This window comes from Larkinella knui (assembly GCF_003858645.1).
GTDB classification, from domain to species: domain Bacteria; phylum Bacteroidota; class Bacteroidia; order Cytophagales; family Spirosomataceae; genus Larkinella; species Larkinella knui.
On sequence record NZ_RQJP01000006.1, the window covers coordinates 171,538 to 189,264 of the forward strand.

Consider the following 17,727-nt stretch of genomic DNA (forward strand, 5'->3'; position numbering starts at 1 on the left):
CATCACCAAATTAATAACCGGGATTTTGCGTCAAGATGCCCCCGCTGGCGTCGATCTGCGGCTGCGGAATGGGCATTACTTCATTCTTTCCGTCGACAAATTGCTTCCCGAGCGCCCGCAAGACCGTACCGGCTCTGCCCTGCCGGACCAGATCCCAGAAGCGGTCGTGTTCCATGGCCAGTTCGGCCCGGCGTTCCTTCCAGATGGCGGCTTTCAATTGCTCTTTGCTGGCGAAAACCACGTTTGGCAAAATAGCGGCATTGCTGCCCCGCGCCCGCGCCCGAACGGCATTCAGCGACGTGACGGCTTGCTGGGATTGCCCCAGTTCGTTGGCGGCTTCGGCATTCATCAGCACAATATCGGCATACCGCAACAGGCGAATGTTCTTGTTGGAATCACCCAGACCGTTGGGCGACCTGGTTTCATTCTGCGCCACATACGCCTTTTGATTGTAGTATGGATTTGTCGCATTCTGAATGATCACGACCCCATCGGGCATGGTTTCGCCCCGCTCGATGATCGTGGCCGCTTTTCGCGGATCACCGGGTTCGTAAGATTTCACCAGATCTTCGGATGGCACGTTGAATCCCCAGCCAAATTGTCCGCGCACGCTTTGAACCTCCGCGTACTGCGATCCTCCCCCACCTTGTGGCAAGGCAGCATTTTGTACTTCAAACAGCGATTCGGATGTATTCTCCCCGGCTTCGGTGAAAATGACTTCGTAAGGCGTTTTCAGGTCGTACTGGCCCGATTGCATGATTTCGGTCGTCAGCCGGAGCACTTCGCTCCATTTTCCCTGATACATCGACACTTTCGCCAGCCAGCCTTTGGCCGCTCCTTTGGTGGCCCGGCCCAGTTCGGTGGCTGCATATTGTGATTTTTCCGGCAGTACCGCAATGGCATCGTTCAGATCCTTTTCAATCTGCTGGTAAATCGCCTGCTTACTGGCCCGCGGCACGGCCGGGGCGTTGTCGTCCTGCAACTGCGTAATGAGCGGAACACCGCCAAAGGCCCGCACCAGATTGAAGTACAGGTAGGCCCGCAGCATTTTCGCTTCGCCAATCAGCCGCGCTTTGAGGGTTTCATCCATTTCGATGGCCGGAACCCGTTCGATCACCTGGTTGGCTTTGGCAATACCCAGATACTGACCATTCCAGAAATCATTCAACCCGCCGTTGGTCGATGTAACCGTAAACTGGTCGAACTCGCTCAGGAAACTCGCATCGCCCGGCTCGCTCCCTTTTTCGGCGTCATCCGACGTTAAACTTGAAATACCGATAAACGCAAAAACGTGAGTTGGCCACTGGCGAAGCTGCCAGTAAATGGCATTGGTAGCCTGAACAGCCCCTTCCTGGCTGTTGAAAAAATCCTCGGTAATCAGTTCGCCCTGCGGTTTTTTGTCCAGAAATTCTTCACTACAGGCCTGCCCCGTCAGCATGAGGGAACCCACCAGGGCGATTCTTAAAAACTGTTTCGATATGGAAATCATGGTTGTTGCCCGTTTTAAGATTAAAATCCAATTTGTAAACCCACCGTTGTCGTGCGGTATACCGGTACGACGTCCAGATCGACCCCACGACTCAGCGTACTGGCGTCGTTGCCGCCCACTTCCGGCGAAAAGCCCGAATAGTTGGTGAACGTAACCGGGTTCAGCGCGTTGACATACGCCCGGATGGAGCGAACGCCCAGCGAACGCAGCAAGGTCGCAGGCAGGGTATAGCCGATCTGAATGTTCCGGATCCGGACGAAGGAACCGCTTTCGATGAAGTAATTCGACACATCGTAGTTGGGTCCGCCGTTGGTCAGGCGCGGTTGGGTGGTCGACGGATTTTGGGGCGTCCAGCGTTCCAGAGCAATCCGTTCGTAGTTTTCGTTTCCGAAACGCACGGCCCGCCGACCGTTGTAAATTTTGTTTCCGTGCGATCCCTGCAAATCGACGCCCAGATCAAAGCCTTTGAAGGCAAAGTTGGTATTGAAGCCCCAGAACAGTTTCGGAATGGGTGTTCCCAGGTAAACGCGGTCATCGCCATTGATTACGCCATCGCCATTGACGTCCTCATACCGCAAATCGCCCGGTTTGGCGTTGGGTTGAGCACTGCCCCGCACTTCGTCGGCGGACTGGAAAACGCCCACCCGGTTGTAGCCGAAGAACGCACCAATGGGTCGGCCCACGTCCGTCAGTGTGGCCGTCCGTCCGTTGCCCAGGCTACCGCCAATGATTGGAATACCGCCATTGCCGAGGTTCGTCACTTCGTTTTGTACCGTCGTCAGGTTGGCGTTCAGGCTGTATTTCAGGTCCCCTGCGGTATCGTTCCAGCCCGTCGTTAATTCAAAACCCCGGTTGTAGGCACTGGCGGCATTGGCCTGCACCTGACGGCCATTCCCGATGTTGACATTCAGGATCATGTCGGACGTATTCCGGTTGTAATAGTCAATTTCGGCCGTTAGACGGTTGTTGAAAAATCCCATTTCCAGGCCAATATCCGTTTGGGTAACGGTTTCCCAGAGCAGGTTCGAGGTGTTGGTACTTTGCAACGTGGCGCCCTGCTGCAGGGTTTGTCCTGATCCAAAAATGGCGTTCAGGCCGCTGCTAATGCGGGAATAGTACAAATAATTGGGAATGTTGGTGTTACCGAGCTTGCCATAGCTAGCCCGCAATTTCAGATTGCTGAACAACTCCTGGTTTGCCATGAAGGGTTCGTCGATAATACGCCAGCCCAGACCAACGGCCGGAAAGGTGGCCCACCGGCTTTCGGGCGGAAAGCGCGACGAGCCATCCCGCCGGAGACTCACCGTCAGTAAATACCGGTCCAGCAAATTGTAGTTGACCCGAAACAGGTACGATGCGTAGGTGAATTCGTAACTCCGGTTGTCGGGATTGTCGGTCGTTTGCGCGCCGACGGTACTGCCCAGCGAAAGGAATTTAACGTTGTTGTTATACCCCGGCACGTTGAATCGGATGCCCTGCAACACGTCGGCACGACTATTCTGCGCCGTAGCTCCCACCAGTACGTTCACGTTATGAATCTTATTGAACGTCCGGTTGAATGTCAGCGTATTTTCCCATAACCAGGTGGTATTGAGGCCATATTCACGGGTCAGTTTGCTTTGGTCATTCCGCTGGCTGGCCGACACCAGATATTGCGGCAGATAAACGCTGCTGTTGGTCAGTCCCAGATCTACTCCGAAGCTGGAACGTGCCGTAAACGATTTCAGAAAGTCGAGCTCACCATAAATATTCCCGACCAGCTGGCCACTTTTGGCAATGTCGTCGGTTTGATAAGCCAATACCGCTGCCGGATTCGCCACCGTACTGACGCTCGAAAAACCGTAGGTTCCGTTGGCATTGATCGGTGTGATGGTCGGATCGGCGTTGTAGGCAGTCTGAACAATTCCCGCCGGAATGTTATTGGATTGCGACCGTGAGAACGCCAGGTTGTTGCCAAGCCGGAAATTGCCCGTTAGCTTGTAGGTATTGTTCAACCGGAACGTCAATCGGCTGTAGGCTGACTGATCGACGATTCCTTTTTCGTCATAATAGCTGCCACTCACGTTGAAGGTAACCCGCTCGTTCCCACCCGAAGCTGTAATTTGGTGACTTTGCACACTCCCGTTGCGGAAGATGTAATCGAACCAGTCCGTTCCGGCACCAAAGGAGGCTGGATTCGGGAATTTGGGCTGCCCGCCTTCACTGACGGCCACTTCATTTACCAAAGTGGCAAACTCGCTGGCATTCGTCATTTTGAGCTTTTTACTGAGCTGCGTAACCCCGCCAAAGCCTTCGTAATTGAACGTTGTCCGGCCGGATTTGCCGCTTTTGGTTGTCACCAAAACCACGCCATTGGCGCCCCGAACCCCGTAGATGGCCAGCGAAGAGGCATCTTTCAATACATCGATAGTCTGAATGTCGGATGGGTTCAAAAACCGGATGTCATCGACAAACATCCCGTCGACCACATACAGCGGATTGCTATTGCCCACCGTACCAACGCCCCGAATCCGAACGTTTGGTGCCGCTCCCGGCAAGCCCTGGTTGGTGGTGATCAACACCCCGGCGGCTTTGCCTTGCAGGGCTTGTGTCGCAGTAGAAACCGGACGGCTGGCAATATCCTGGGCTCTCACGGTAGAAATGGCCCCCGTTACGTCCGCCTTCCGTTGCACACCGTATCCAACCGTAACAACTTCCGTCAGCGTCGTTACATCTTCCTCCAGTTGGACATCCACCGTCGAACCGCTTACGGTGCGTTCGGCGGTTTTCATTCCAATAAAGCTGAAAACCAAAACGTCTCCCTGGTTAGCTTCAATGCTGTATTGACCGTTCGCATCGGTATTCGCTCCCTTTGTTGTATTCTTAATCTGAACGCTAACGCCCGGCAATACCGAACCGTCGACTGCCGTCACCTTCCCATTGACCCGTTGCTGCGCCCAGGCCGAGGCCGTAAACAGCAAAAGAGTAATTAAACCCAGTACACCCCTCTCCATAATTTTTCTGATAAATAGTTTGCTTATTCTTAGCTCAAAGGTAAACGAACTCCTACCAGATTCTGTTAAAAAGGGGTACATCAGTACTACATCATTTTAACTATAAAAATAGTTAAAAGATAGAAAATGCTATATAATAATTAGTTAATAACCTAATAAACAGGAAATTATATTTTAGATAATTTTTCTTGAAGACTACGCTTACTCATCATGCCAATTAGAAATCAGCCAACAGCTCTATTTATAAATATCCTTATTTGGTTACTCTTTGTATCCAATTTGAATGCTGCACCAACTTCCCGAAATTTATTCTTTGCCCCGTATCTTCGTAATTTTTCCAAGCAGGACTACCAGGCCTACAACCAAAACTGGTCACTTTGCCAGGATACGACCACCGGCTTCCTGTATGCCGCCAACTCCAGGGGTTTGCTGGAATTCGACGGAACACGCTGGCAGACCTATCGGTTGCCTGAACAGCAGATTGTCCGCTCAGTTGCCAGTGATCAGAAAGGGAGAATTTACACCGGCGGTTTGGGCGAGATCGGCTATTGGCAGGCTACAGCCACCGGATTACTGCGTTACCATTCACTCACCCGGCTAATCGCCAACAGGCTTTTTCCAAAGGAAGAAATCTGGAATATCGTTCCCGGGCCGGATTTTGTATTCTTTCAATCTTTTTCGACCGGCTTTTTGTACCAGAATGGTCAGGTTACCGAAGTTCGTTTACCGGGCAATGTGCTCTTCCTGTACCAAGTCGGTACCCGATACTATCTTCAATCCATTGGAAAAGGGTTGTATGAGTTAGTAAATGGAAAGTTCATCACCCTTCCGGGTACAAATGAACTGGCTTCTACGGCTGTTCATTCGATTCTACCATACGGTACTAAAGGGCTGCTGATCGGTACTCGCGATCATGGTTTGTTCCAGTATGAAAAGGGACACCTTTCCCGTTTGAATCACGCAGCCAGCCGGTTTTTGCAGCGGTATCAATGCAACAAAGGTCTGGCCTTACCGGATGGGCGGTATGCGTTCGGTACGATTCTCAACGGCATTATCATAACCGATACTACGGGTGCCATTTTGTATTCGCTCAATCAGCGGGAAGGCTTGCAGAACAACACGGTTCTCTCCCTGACGCTCGACGCCAAGGGCAGTGTCTGGGCCGGGCTTGACGACGGTATCACTGCTATTGCATTTGGTTATCCGCTCAAATATTTCACCGATCCCAACGGACAGTTAGGAACGCCTTATGATGCGGTTTTGTATAACAACAGGCTCTATTTAGGGACGAACCACGGCGTTTACTGGTGCGATTTTCCGACTTCCGGCGTACCGGCTTACCATCTAATTGAAGGTTCGCAGGGGCAAGTGTGGGATTTGACGGTGCTCGACGGACAGTTGTTGTGCGGACATAATGCGGGCACGTTTCGGATAACGCCCGCGGGTGGTTGGGAAGCGGTTTTTACGCAGGCGGGTGGCTGGAATTTGCGAGCGTTGGCTTCCCGACCCGGCTTTGCTTTGCAGGGGACCTACACCGGTTTAGGCGTTTATCGCCGTGATGCGGCTGGGAAATGGCAATTCAGCCATTTAATCGCGGGTTTTAGCGAACCCATTCGGGAAGTTTGGGAAGATTCGGACGGGCGGATCTGGTTGCGTCACGCCCACCGCGGGGTGTATTCCATTCAGCTATCGGCGGATTTGCGGACCGTAAACCGGCTCAGGTGGACACCGGCTTCTGCTCAGGACGAAGCCTTAAAACGAAGCCTGAACGTATCCGGTAAAATCCGGCGGATTTTTACCGGCTGGCAGGGCGAGCACCTTTTTTTGCGACAGGACGGTAGCCTTCTGGTTACTCAACCGAACGGACTAAAAGCGGAGTTTGCCATCAGTCCTATCGCCTGGATGGACGATTACGAAGCTATTGTGCCGCTGGACTCTACGTTTTACCTGCTCTGTTTTGAAAAAGGCTACGCGCTTTTACCCCGGCAGGAGCTTTCGGCCGTGCAACATCAGCAACTAAAAAACAAACCCCTGATCCGGCAATTGGCCGTTATAAACGGTACTCAAAGTCGCTCTTATACCTTTCGTACGGCGTCGGCCCTGGCATCGTTTTTACCCGTTTTAAAGGCAAAAGAAAACCATCTGGTTTTTCAGTTTAGTCAACCCGAAGCCATTCAGGAGCCTTTATTCAGCTATCGTCTGATCGGATTGGATGAGAACTGGTCTGATTTCAGTCCGCTGGCCGAAAAAGAGTACGCCAGTCTGATGCCGGGGAGCTATGAATTTCAGGTACGCTCTACCTCGGACGGTTCCGTCACATCGCTTCCTTTTGAAATTTCGCCACCGTGGTACCAGAGCCTGTGGGCGTATGTTGCCTATGGCTTGCTTGGATGTGGTTTGGTTGGCCTCAGTTTTTATGTCCACCGACGTCAGGTAGCGGCTCATCAAACCAAGGTTCGGCAGCAAATGGAACAGAAACTGGCGCGGGAACAGGAGCGTCACCGGCAGCAACTTATTCAGGTTCAGAAGGAAAAACTGGAGCAGGACGTCATCGGCAAGTCCGAAGAATTGGCCAACACGACGATGAACCTGATTCATAAAAACGATTTATTGCTCAAATTAAAGGGCGAAGTCGAAAAGCTGAAAGATGAAGTTCAGCAACGGCAAACCATCGATCAGGCGACGGGACACATCAATCAACTTGTCAAATTGATCGATTCCAACATCTCAAGCCGTCAGGACTGGAAAGTTTTTGAGAAGAATTTCAATAAGGTTCACGAGCAATTCTTCAAACGATTGTTGAGCCAGTACGACGGTTTAACGCCCGACGACCTGCGGCTGGCGGCTTATTTGCGAATGAACCTGTCGAGTAAAGAAGTCGCCAAATTGCTCAACATTACCGTTCGTGGCGTCGAACTGAAACGATACCGCTTGCGGAAACGATTGGATCTGCCGCAGGAAGCGAACCTGAACGAGTTTATGATGGCGTTTTAAACGAAAAAAAGCCGCCCGGAAAGGCGGCTTTTTTCATACTGGATTGGTTCGGATCAGAACCGGAAGTGGGAGAATGCCTTGTTGGCTTCGGCCATCCGGTGGGTGTCATCCTTTTTCTTGACGGCAGCGCCTTCACCTTTTGCTGCTGCTACGATTTCCGCTGCCAAACGATCGACCATGGTTTTTTCACCACGTGAACGGGCATACTTGATCAGCCATTTCATGCCTACTGATACTTTACGATCAGGACGTACTTCCGTCGGAACCTGGAATGTGGCACCACCTACCCGGCGGCTTTTCACCTCAACTGAAGGCATTACGTTGTTCAACGCCTTTTTCCAAACGTCTAAGCCGTTGTCGTTGGTTTTTTTCTCAACCTGCGCCAGTGCGTCGTAGAAAATGGAGTACGAAAGGCTTTTTTTACCTTCGTACATGAGGTTATTTACAAATTTCGTTACCAGCGTCTCCTTGTATTTAGGATCGGGCAGAACGTATCTCTTTTTTGGTTTTGCTTTTCTCATGATCTTCAGATGATAAATCTTACTCTAAACGTTGTGCATCGTTGGCAACGCTCAGTTACTTAAATCCGGGAGCTATTATTTTTTCTTTTTAGCTGGGGCTCCCTTCGTCGGTGCAGCTACCTGACCCGGTTTCGGACGTTTCGTACCGTATTTCGAGCGGGCTTGTTTCCGGCCGCTTACGCCAGCCGTATCAAGTGCTCCACGAACGATGTGATAACGCACACCCGGAAGGTCTTTCACCCGACCACCACGTACCAGAACGATGGAGTGTTCCTGCAGGTTGTGGCCTTCGCCCGGAATATAGGCGTTAACTTCTTTGCCATGTGACAGTCGCACACGGGCTACTTTACGCAAAGCCGAGTTTGGCTTTTTAGGGGTGGTTGTGTACACACGCGTACACACACCACGGCGTTGTGGGCAAGAGTCCAATGCCGGCGACTTTGATTTAAAAGTCAGCTTTTCACGGCCCTTGCGTACTAATTGTTGTATCGTAGGCATTGTATCAGAATTGGTATTACTACAGTCCTCTGGAAAAATAGGAGTGCAAAATTAGCTAAATCGGCTGGAAAACCAAAGGGCTGACGGAATTATTTTCAAGTAGCGATCTGTTTATTACCGGTTTAGGCTTCACCGATAGGCCCGCCAAACTGAGTTGGAAACCGGAACGCTTCATCGGCTCCATTGATGTCGCCGTAGGTATCTTCGAACTTGCGGATGTTTTCTTTCAAAGCCGTCAATAACCGCTTGGCGTGTTCGGGCGTCAGGATGATCCGGGATTTGACTTTGGCTTTGGGAATACCGGGCATCAACCGGATAAAATCGACAATAAACTCACTGTTGGAGTGAGCGATCATGGCCAGATTGGCGTAGATACCTTCGGCAATTTCTTCCGTCAATTCGATATTGATCTGGCCGTCCTGATCAGGTAACTGGTTTTCCATATTCATTGCATGTAAGAATCAAAGATAATGAACTCTCTGCGGTTTTACGTAGTTCAAAGAAAGTGCGTTTATTTTTTACCCGCCTGATAAACAACCCGTTGGCTATACACCGCACGCAACACCTGACGCAGTTGGCCTTCATCAATACAAAAACAGGGCCAGACCCTATGGCCTGACCCTGTTCTTTATCATTCAGCTAGTGAAACTAAACCGTTTCGCGTTTTTTGCTGCGCGTAAATTTCTCACGCGTCTCAACGAACGATTCGTATTCCTCTTTCGAGTTGACGATGATGTTGGCGTACCGGCGTGTTCCCGTACCAGCCGGAATCAGGTGGCCTACCAACACGTTTTCTTTCAAGCCTTCGAGGTAATCCGCTTTTCCACGGATCGACGCTTCGCTCAATACTTTGGTCGTTTCCTGGAACGAAGCCGCCGACAGGAAGCTTTCCGTACCCAACGACGCCTGCGTAATACCCTGCAGAGTCGGTTGTGAAACAGCTGGCATCGCGTCACGAACTTCAACCAGTTTCATATCCCGACGTTTCAGGCTCGAATTTTCATCGCGCAGACGACGTACGGAAATAATCTGACCGGCTTTCAGCGTTTCGGAATCACCCGGATCCATGACCACTTTCATGTTCATGATTTTGTCGTTTTCAATCCGGAAACTCCACTTGTCAACCGATTGCATATCCAGGAAGATCGTGTCCCCAGCGTCCATGATTTCAACTTTCTGCATCATCTGACGAACGATCGCTTCAATGTGCTTGTCGTTGATCTTCACACCCTGCAGACGGTATACCTCCTGAATTTCGTTCACCAGGTATTCCTGCACGGCGGTTGGCCCTTTGATCGACAGAATGTCCGACGGCGTAATGGCACCATCCGACAGCGGATCACCCGCCCGAACGAAGTCATTGTCCTGAACCAGAATGTGTTTCGACAACGGTACCAGGTATTTTTTCTTCGTTCCGTCTTTCGACTCGATATAAATTTCGCGGTTACCGCGTTTGATCGTACCGTAGGTTACCACACCGTCGATTTCGCTCACAACCGCCGGGTTCGACGGGTTACGCGCTTCGAACAGTTCCGTTACCCGGGGCAGACCACCCGTGATGTCGCGGGTTTTACCGACGTTACGCGGAATTTTTGCCACCGGCTGACCGGCTTTGATCGACTGACCGTTTTTCACAACCAGACGGGCACTAACCGGCAGGTTATACCCTTTTTCCGTCGTGTCTTCCAGCAGTGTCGTGGTTCCTTTTACTACAATCGCCGGGTTTTTGGTTTTGTCGCGGCTTTCGATGATCACCATTTCCTGGAAGCCGGTTTGTTCGTCAAACTCTTCGCGGTAGGTAATGGCTTCTTCGATGGCTTCAAACTCTACTTTACCCGTCAATTCGGACAAGATAACGGCGTTGTACGGATCCCAGGCGCAAAGTTCGTCACCCTTCTTGACCGGCTGGTTTTCTTTAACCCGCAGGAAAGCACCGTACGGCACGTTGTTGCTGATTAACACCAGATTCGGATTAGCCGGATCAACAATTTTAACTTCACCGGAACGACCCATCACAACCGTAATCGGGTTGCCTTCGTTATCGACGGATTCAACCGTCCGCATTTCTTCAAACTGAACCACCCCGTCGAACTTCGCCCGGATGGACGCATCGACCGCGATGTTTGAAGCCGTACCCCCAACGTGGAAGGTCCGAAGCGTCAACTGCGTACCCGGTTCACCGATGGACTGCGAGGCAATCACGCCGACCGCTTCACCGATATCGACCATCCGACCCGTTGCCAGGTTCCGGCCGTAGCATTTCGCACATACGCCTTTTTTGGCTTCGCACGTCAATACCGACCGGATTTCAACGGTTTCGATACTGGTTTCATCGATGGCGGCTGCGATTTCTTCGTTGATTTCGCTACCACCCGCCACGATCAGTTCTTTCGTCAACGGATTGTAGACATCATGAACCGTGACCCGACCCAGAATCCGCTCCGACAATGGTTCAACAATGTCTTCGTTGTCTTTCAATGCCGAAATCTGAAGACCGCGCAACGTACCGCAATCGTCTTCTGTAATAATCACATCCTGCGCCACATCGTGCAGACGGCGAGTCAGGTAACCGGCATCCGCCGTTTTCAAAGCCGTATCGGCCAAACCTTTCCGCGCACCGTGCGTCGAGATGAAGTACTCGAGTACGTCCAGACCTTCTTTAAAGTTCGACAGAATCGGGTTTTCGATGATTTCACCCACTGAACCTTGCAGGTTCTTTTGTGGCTTGGCCATCAAACCCCGCATACCGCCTAACTGACGAATCTGTTCGCGTGAACCCCGGGCACCGGAGTGCATCATCATAAAGATCGAGTTGAATCCTTGCTGATCGGCTTCCAACTGCTTCATCAGGGTCTCGGTGATCCGGCTGTTGACACGCGTCCAGATGTCGATCACCTGGTTGTAGCGTTCATTTTCCGTAATCAGACCCATCAGGTAGTTGTTCCAAACCACTTCAACTTCCTGTTTGGCTTCACCAATCAGTTTTTCTTTCGCATCAGGGACCTTCACGTCACTCAAACCGATTGACAAACCGCCTTTGAAGGCCATTTGGAAACCGAGTTCTTTGATATCATCCAAGAACTGAGCGGTTTTCGATACACCCGAAATCTTGAAGATGTACGAAATGATCTGCTGCAGTTTTTTCTTCGTCAGCAGTTCATTGATATAACCAACTTCTTCCGGCACGGACTGGTTGAACAGTACCCGACCGGCTACGGTTTCGATAATTTTCGTTTCCAGCTCACCCTTTTCATTCCGAACCTTCGTCCGAACATTCACATTCGCGTGCTTCGAGACTTTGCCTTCGTTGATGGCAATAATTACCTCTTCAGCACCGTAGAACGTCATGCCTTCGCCGATGATCGGATATTCGGGCGTACTCTTGCGACCTTTCGTTACGTAATATAATCCCAAAACCATGTCCTGCGACGGTACGGTAATTGGTGCACCGTTGGCCGGGTTCAGGATATTATGCGACGCCAGCATCAGCATTGAGGCTTCCAGAATGGCTTCCTGTCCCAGCGGAACGTGAACGGCCATCTGGTCACCGTCAAAGTCAGCGTTGAATGCCGTACAAACGAGTGGGTGCAACTGAATGGCTTTTCCTTCAATCAGTTTCGGCTGGAAAGCCTGAATACCCAATCGGTGCAGCGTTGGAGCCCGGTTCAACAGAACCGGGTGACCTTTCAATACGTTTTCCAGAATGTCCCAGATAATGGGGTCTTTCCGGTCAACGATTTTCTTTGCCGATTTGACGGTTTTTACAATACCGCGCTCGATGAGTTTCCGAATAATGAACGGTTTGAATAATTCAGCCGCCATATCTTTCGGCAAACCGCATTCGTGCAGTTTCAATTCCGGTCCGACGACGATAACCGAACGGCCCGAATAATCGACCCGCTTACCCAACAGGTTTTGACGGAACCGTCCCTGTTTTCCCTTCAGCATGTCGGACAGCGACTTCAACGCCCGGTTTCCTTCTGAGCGAACCGCGTTTACTTTCCGCGAGTTGTCGAACAGAGAATCGACCGCTTCCTGCAACATCCGTTTTTCATTCCGCAGAATCACCTCCGGCGCCTTGATTTCGATCAGGCGTTTCAGACGGTTGTTCCGAATGATCACCCGACGATACAAGTCATTTAAGTCAGACGTAGCAAACCGGCCACCATCCAGGGGAACAAGCGGACGAAGTTCCGGCGGAATGACCGGCACCATGCGAATCACCATCCACTCGGGGCGGTTTTCCACGCGGGTGTTGGCATCCCGGAAAGCTTCAACAACTTTCAGACGTTTCAGGGCTTCTGCCTTCCGTTGTTGCGACGTATCCGTGGCAGCAGCGTGGCGCAGGTTGTACGACAGTTCGTCCAACTTCACGCGTGACAGCAGCATCTCGAGCGCTTCAGCGCCCATTTTGGCAATGAACTTCTGCGGATCAGAATCCGGCAAAAGCTGGTTGCCACTCGGCAGTTTATCAACAATATCCAGGTATTCGTCTTCCGTTAAGAAGTCAAGTTCCTGAATACCATCTTCACCTTTGATACCGGTTTGAACGACAACGTATCGTTCGTAATAAATGATCTGGTCGAGCTTCTTAGTAGAAAGTCCGAGCAGATAGCCAATTTTATTCGGAAGACTCCGGAAATACCAGATGTGGGCTACCGGAACCACGAGTTCGATGTGTCCCATGCGTTCCCGGCGCACCTTTTTCTCCGTTACTTCCACCCCACAGCGATCGCAAATAATGCCCTTGTAGCGAATCCGTTTGTATTTACCGCAATGGCATTCCCAGTCTTTGACCGGCCCAAAGATCCGCTCACAGAACAAACCGCCCATCTCAGGCTTGTAAGTCCGGTAGTTGATCGTTTCAGGTTGGGTCACTTCCCCGTACGAACTCTCCAGAATGGACTCAGGCGAAGCCAGGCTTATCAGCACCCTGGAAAAGTCGCTGTTGAGTTTTTTGTTCTTCTTAAAGGACATACTTGTATGGATTTTTTAAAAGCTAACCATCACTAGATTTAACAACTTTTACGTAACTATCATTCACCGGCGTGATTGCCCGCACGCACTCTCTGGGTTATGTAGCGAATCGTAAATCATCCTGCGCTTCTTATGGGAGAGAAAGAAATTTAAATCTGGCAATGTAAAAGCGCATATGCATAAAAAACAAGCACGTAGATTGATGACTTTCAACCGTGTACTTGTAGCTTTTTCAGAAATTTATGAGTTTTGGTGTCACACCGAAAAATCCGTTGAGCGAATAATCAATACCGGTCGATTCAGCTGAATCGACCGGTAAAGCTATCTTTATTAGTCCATCGTCACCTCAAGGGCCAGACCGCGCAATTCGTGTACCAACACGTTGAACGATTCCGGAATATTAGGCTTCGGCAGATTTTCGCCTTTCACGATTGCTTCGTATGCTTTGGCACGACCCACAACGTCATCGGATTTGACGGTCAGGATTTCCTGGAGAATGTGCGATGCTCCGAATGCTTCGAGCGCCCAAACCTCCATTTCACCAAACCGCTGACCTCCAAACTGTGCCTTACCACCCAACGGCTGTTGCGTAATGAGTGAGTAAGGCCCAATCGAACGGGCGTGCATCTTATCATCAACCAGGTGACCCAGTTTCAGCATGTAAATCACCCCCACGGTTACCGGCTGATCGAAGCGTTCGCCCGACAGACCATCGTGGAGATACGTACGGCCAAACGAAGGCAGCCCGGCATCATTCAATTCCGCAACCACCTGATCTTCAGTGGCACCGTCGAAAATGGGCGTTGCGTATTTGCGACCCAATTTCAAACCGGCCCAGCCCAAGACGGTTTCGTAAATCTGACCCAGGTTCATCCGGGAAGGTACACCAAGCGGGTTCAATACGATGTCGACCGGCGATCCATCAGAAAGGAACGGCATATCTTCATCCCGAACAATCCGCGCAACAACCCCTTTGTTCCCGTGACGACCGGCCATCTTGTCACCCACTTTCAGCTTCCGCTTCTTGGCAACGTAGACTTTCGCCAGTTTTACAATACCGGCCGGCAATTCGTCACCAACTTCCAGCGTAAACCGTTCCCGCTTGAAGCGGCCGGTGATTTCGTTCCGACGATTGTTGTAATTTTTAACCATCTGGGTCAGCAACTTGTTCGTGTGCGGATCATCTGTCCATCCTTCGATCAACAGGTCACCCAACAAGTTTACTTCTTCCGGAACCGAATAGCTGCTTTCATCACGATACGGGTTTTTGTCCGGGAACAGGTTATCCGTGATATTCTTACGGGTAAACTTAACGCCCTTGCTCGTGATGTTGTCGCCAAATTTGTGGTTGATTCCCTGCGAAGTCTTCCCTTCCAGCAGCGTCGACATCTTGTTGATCATGCGCTCACGCACACCGATCAACTCCCGGCTATACCGTTTCATCAACGCCTTGATCTCATCCTTGTGTTTCGACCGTTCGTCTTTGTTCGGACGGGAGAACAGTTTGGTATCGATCACAACGCCTTTCAACGACGGTGGTGCTTTTTTGGAAGCATCCTTCACGTCACCGGCTTTGTCACCAAAGATGGCACGAAGCAGTTTTTCTTCCGGCGTCGGATCGCTTTCTCCTTTCGGCGTAATTTTACCAATCAGAATATCGCCTTCCTTCACTTCCGTACCGACCCGAACAATCCCGTTTTCGTCGAGGTTCTTCACGGTTTCTTCCGAAACGTTCGGAATTTCAGCCGTCAATTCCTCTTCACCACGTTTGGTATCCCGTACTTCGAGTTCAAATTCTTCAATGTGGATCGACGTAAAGATATCTTCGCGAACAACGCGCTCCGAAATCACAATCGCATCCTCAAAGTTATAGCCCTGCCAGGGCATGAAGGCCACCTTCATGTTCCGGCCCAGCGCCAGCTCACCACCTTCTGTTGCGTAGCCTTCGCAAAGCGGTTCGCCTTTTTTCACTTTCTGCCCTTTCAGAACCATCGGCCGCAGGTTGATACAGGTATCCTGGTTCGTCCGGCGGAATTTAATCAGGTTGTAGGTCTTCAGATCGTCGTCAAAGCTGATCAATCGCTGATCGTCGGCCAAATCGTAGCGAACCACAATTTTGGTTGAATCCACGAACTCGATCACCCCGTTTTCTTCAGCAATGACCAGCGCACGGGAGTCAATCGCGACGCGCCCTTCCAGACCGGTTCCGACAATCGGAGCCTGCGGACGGAGCAGCGGAACGGCCTGACGTTGCATGTTCGATCCCATCAAGGCCCGGTTGGCATCATCGTGTTCCAAGAACGGAATCATCGAAGCGGCCACCGAAACAATCTGGTTCGGCGCAATATCCATATACGTTACACTCGACGGTTCCGACATCGGGAAGTCACCTTCAAACCGCGACTTGATGCGGTCACCCGTCAGTACCCCTTTCGTATCGACCTGCGTATTGGCCTGAGCAATGTAGTGCGTATCTTCTTCTTCGGCAGTCAGGTATTTGACCGGCGTATCGGGAAGCACTTTACCGCTATCAATGATCCGGTAAGGCGTTTCGATAAAGCCCATGCTGTTTACCTTCGCGTAGACGCAAAGCGACGAAATCAGACCGATGTTCGGCCCTTCCGGCGTTTCAATCGTACACAGACGACCGTAGTGCGTGTAGTGAACGTCACGTACTTCAAATCCGGCCCGTTCGCGCGACAGACCACCGGGCCCGAGTGCCGACATTCGACGCTTGTGCGTCACTTCGGCCAGCGGGTTCGTCTGGTCCATGAACTGCGACAACTGGTTCGTACCGAAGAACGAGTTGATGACCGAAGACAATGTCCGGGCATTAATCAAATCGACCGGTTTGAAATCTTCGTTATCCCGAACGTTCATCCGTTCTTTAATCGTCCGCGCCATCCGTGCCAGACCGACACCAAACTGGGCGTATAATTGCTCACCGACCGTCCGGACGCGCCGGTTGCTCAAGTGGTCAATGTCATCGACAACAGCTTTGGAGTTGATCAGACCGATCAGGTATTTCACAATGGAAACGATATCTTCGGTCGTCAATACTTTCGTATCGGGCGCGACATCCAGACCCAGTTTCTTATTGATCCGATAGCGTCCAACATCGCCCAGATCGTAGCGTTTGTCCGAGAAGAACAAACTCTGGATGATTTCACGAGCGGTTTGCTCATCGGGAGCTTCCGTATTCCGGAGCTGCCGATAGATTTGCTCAACCGCTTCCTTCTCCGAGTTGGAGCTATCTTTTTGCAGCGTATTATAAATGATGTTATAATCAGCGACGTTCATATCCTCCTTGTGCAGGATGATCGACTTCTGTCCTGAATCGGTAATGGTGTCGATGTGATCAGCCGCGATAACGGAATCACGCTCCATCAATACCTCATTCCGGCTGATTGACACCACTTCACCCGTGTCCTCATCCACAAAATCCTCCGTCCACGTCCGCAGAACCCGGGCAGCCAACCGACGGCCCACCACTTTTTTCAGGTTTGCCGGGGTTGCCGGTATTTCTTCAGATAATCCGAACAGGTCCAGGATTTCCTTATCCGAGCCAAAGCCAATGGCACGCAGCAACGTCGTTACCGGGAATTTCTTCTTCCGGTCGATGTAGGCATACATGACGTTGTTGACGTCGGTCGAGAACTCAATCCAGGATCCTTTGAACGGAATGATCCGTGCTGAATACAATTTCGTACCGTTGGTGTGCTTGCTCATGGAGAAGAACACGCCCGGTGAACGGTGCAACTGAGAAACAATTACCCGTTCGGCTCCGTTAATGACAAACGAACCTTTCGCTGTCATGTACGGAATATTCCCTAAAAACACTTCCTGTTCGATCGTCTCGAAATCCTCGTTATCCGCATCGTTACAGGAAAGCCGTAATTTAGCTTTCAGCGGCACCGAATACGTCAGACCCCGGTCGATACACTCATCGACCGAATATTTCGGGGGATCCACCGAATAATCGATAAACTCCAGCACGAAATTTTCGCGGGAGTCGGAAATCGGGAAATTTTCTTGAAAAACTTTAAACAAACCTTCTTTCGAACGATTATCAGAAGGGGTGTCTAACTGAAAAAAATCTTGGAAAGATTGTATCTGAACATCCAAAAAATCCGGATATTCGATCACTGGTTTGATTTTCGCAAAGCTTATACGCGTGGTTGTTTTCGTAGCCAAGACTTCGTTGCGTTTAGTTATAGTGATCGAGATTAACTCGTCCGCTTACTTTTAGTATACA

The 17,727-nt window shown here is 50.8% G+C and carries 8 protein-coding genes; 1 reads left to right on the forward strand and 7 read right to left on the reverse strand.

Annotated features, from left to right (window positions below; all coding sequences use genetic code 11):
• Nucleotides 1–10: 10 nt before the first annotated feature.
• Together EHT87_RS26650 and EHT87_RS26655 are read right to left on the reverse strand one after the other, a co-directional pair.
• Nucleotides 11–1,489 (reverse strand): RagB/SusD family nutrient uptake outer membrane protein, encoded by a 1,479-nt coding sequence (locus tag EHT87_RS26650; protein ID WP_124909838.1) that lies wholly within the window; start codon nt 1,487–1,489, stop codon nt 11–13.
• 20 nt (nt 1,490–1,509) lie between these two features.
• Nucleotides 1,510–4,482 (reverse strand): SusC/RagA family TonB-linked outer membrane protein, encoded by a 2,973-nt coding sequence (locus EHT87_RS26655; RefSeq protein WP_124909839.1) that lies wholly within the window; start codon nt 4,480–4,482, stop codon nt 1,510–1,512.
• 279 nt (nt 4,483–4,761) lie between these two features.
• Here EHT87_RS26655 and EHT87_RS26660 point away from each other — a divergent pair, with 279 nt between their 5' ends.
• The gene (locus EHT87_RS26660; protein ID WP_185716358.1) at nt 4,762–7,476 is read left to right on the forward strand and encodes a helix-turn-helix and ligand-binding sensor domain-containing protein; all 2,715 of its coding nucleotides are present in this window, start codon (nt 4,762–4,764) and stop codon (nt 7,474–7,476) included.
• Between the two features lie 53 nt (nt 7,477–7,529).
• On the opposite strand, the gene rpsG is transcribed toward EHT87_RS26660, so the two are convergent.
• The 5 genes from rpsG to rpoB all read right to left on the reverse strand — a co-directional run bounded on the left by rpsG (nt 7,530) and on the right by rpoB (nt 17,666).
• Nucleotides 7,530–7,997, reverse strand: a complete 468-nt coding sequence (gene rpsG / locus EHT87_RS26665; protein WP_124909841.1) for a 30S ribosomal protein S7 — start codon at nt 7,995–7,997, stop codon at nt 7,530–7,532.
• 75 nt (nt 7,998–8,072) lie between these two features.
• Complete coding sequence (gene rpsL, locus EHT87_RS26670) at nt 8,073–8,495, reverse strand: 30S ribosomal protein S12 (protein WP_114406409.1); 423 nt, start codon at nt 8,493–8,495, stop codon at nt 8,073–8,075.
• Between the two features lie 122 nt (nt 8,496–8,617).
• Nucleotides 8,618–8,938 carry a DUF3467 domain-containing protein gene (locus EHT87_RS26675; RefSeq protein ID WP_124909842.1) on the reverse strand — a complete coding sequence of 107 codons (321 nt, stop codon included), beginning with the start codon at nt 8,936–8,938 and terminating at the stop codon, nt 8,618–8,620.
• A 205-nt stretch (nt 8,939–9,143) separates the two neighbouring features.
• Entirely contained in the window at nt 9,144–13,472 is a 4,329-nt protein-coding gene (rpoC, locus tag EHT87_RS26680; protein ID WP_124909843.1) for a DNA-directed RNA polymerase subunit beta', read from the reverse strand.
• 330 nt (nt 13,473–13,802) lie between these two features.
• Nucleotides 13,803–17,666: a DNA-directed RNA polymerase subunit beta gene (gene rpoB / locus EHT87_RS26685; protein ID WP_124909844.1), complete on the reverse strand. Its 3,864-nt coding sequence runs from the start codon at nt 17,664–17,666 to the stop codon at nt 13,803–13,805.
• Nucleotides 17,667–17,727 lie beyond the last annotated feature (61 nt).

Bases quoted from the DNA above. Each gene is read 5' to 3' on its own strand.
- rpsG (WP_124909841.1), bottom strand. From the start codon at position 7,997: ATGAGAAAAGCAAAACCAAAAAAGAGATACGTTCTGCCCGATCCTAAA.
- EHT87_RS26650 (WP_124909838.1), bottom strand. From the start codon at position 1,489: ATGATTTCCATATCGAAACAGTTTTTAAGAATCGCCCTGGTGGGTTCC.
- EHT87_RS26655 (WP_124909839.1), bottom strand. From the start codon at position 4,482: ATGGAGAGGGGTGTACTGGGTTTAATTACTCTTTTGCTGTTTACGGCC.
- rpsL (WP_114406409.1), bottom strand. From the start codon at position 8,495: ATGCCTACGATACAACAATTAGTACGCAAGGGCCGTGAAAAGCTGACT.
- EHT87_RS26675 (WP_124909842.1), bottom strand. From the start codon at position 8,938: ATGGAAAACCAGTTACCTGATCAGGACGGCCAGATCAATATCGAATTG.
- rpoC (WP_124909843.1), bottom strand. From the start codon at position 13,472: ATGTCCTTTAAGAAGAACAAAAAACTCAACAGCGACTTTTCCAGGGTG.